We start from the raw sequence: 1191 nt of genomic DNA, 5'->3' as shown, positions 1-1191 counted from the left end.
CCTCCCCGCCCGGCCCGGCGCGACCGCGCCCGGCGGGCCGCCGCGGGCGGGCGCCGTCCCGCCCGCGGGCCGCGAGCCGCAGGCCTCCTACAACAGGCCGTCCCACATCTGTTCGAGCAGCACCGACCACCAGGTCTCCGGCGACGCCAGCGCCGCCGGGTCGAGCGCCGCGAGCTGCGCCTGGAAGTCGACCGTCCAGCGCCCCGCCTGTTCGGGCGTGAGCCCGAACCGCAACCGCCACATCCGGCCGAGCATCGCCACGCACCGCGCGAACTGCGGCAGACTCGTGTTCACGAACTGCGCCACCGCCGGGCCACCGTCCGGCCCCGCCTCCACCGGCACGGCCATGATGTGCGCGGTGCCGTACTGCACGCACAGCGCCCGGCCGAAGTCCGTCCCCATCACCAGATACGACGAGGCGTCCGGCGCCGCCGCGACCTGCCGCTGCGCCGCCACCTCCGCCAGCGTCGGGATGACCGGCTGCGCGGGCTGCGCCCAGAAGAACGGACCGAAGTCCGCCGGCAGACCGGCCCACACCAGCGTCTGCGCCACGATCTCCGGCACCCCCTGGCGGGAGACGGCCTGCTGGTCGTAGCGGCACAGGCCCTGCGGCCCGAACGCGCCGAGCATCTCCTGCCCGATCGCCTCCGGCGAGATCGCGGGCGCGACCTGCACCTGCGGCAGCGGGGCACGCACCGGCGCCGGCCGCGCCGGACCGTCGGCGACCTGGTGCAACTCGCCCTGGTGCGTCAGCAGGTGCTGCATGCCCTGCTGGCGGCCGGCATGGTCCCGGCCGTACGGCGCGACGCTCGTGATCCGCACCTGCGGCCACATCTCACCGATCATCCGCGCGCAGTACGCACCGGGCAGCTCGCACGACTCCAGCTCCGTGTGGAGTTCGAGGACCTGCTGCGGCGGCACGTTCAGGGCGCGCAACTCGTGCAGGATCTGCCACTCCGGATGCGGCGTCCCGGGCGCCGACCGCCGGATCAGCTGCGCCTCCGAGCCGTCGGGCGCACGGTAGCGCAGGACGGCCTGGTAGCCGGGGCCGACCGTCGGCACACCGGGCGGCGGCGCCGGGTACCCGTACGCGGGCGGCTGCCCGCCCATCTGCGGGACCGGCGGCTGCTGCGGCGGCACGGGCCCCGGCACCGGGCCGGGAACACCGGGCACGCACGGCACCCCGGGCGG

General features: G+C 76.4%; 1 protein-coding gene. It reads right to left on the bottom strand.

Translation table 11 applies throughout. The annotated features are described in order from the left end of the window. Positions 1 to 87: 87 nt before the first annotated feature. Positions 88 to 1191: SUKH-4 family immunity protein (locus tag L1885_RS28500; protein WP_235800026.1), on the bottom strand; the 1104-nt coding region annotated here is incomplete at its 5' end.

It is taken from the genome of Streptomyces fuscigenes (assembly GCF_021556455.1).
Lineage (GTDB): Bacteria > Actinomycetota > Actinomycetes > Streptomycetales > Streptomycetaceae > Streptomyces > Streptomyces fuscigenes.
The sequence above is the reverse complement of the archived record's forward strand: the minus strand, read 5'-3'. Positions and strand labels throughout refer to the sequence as shown.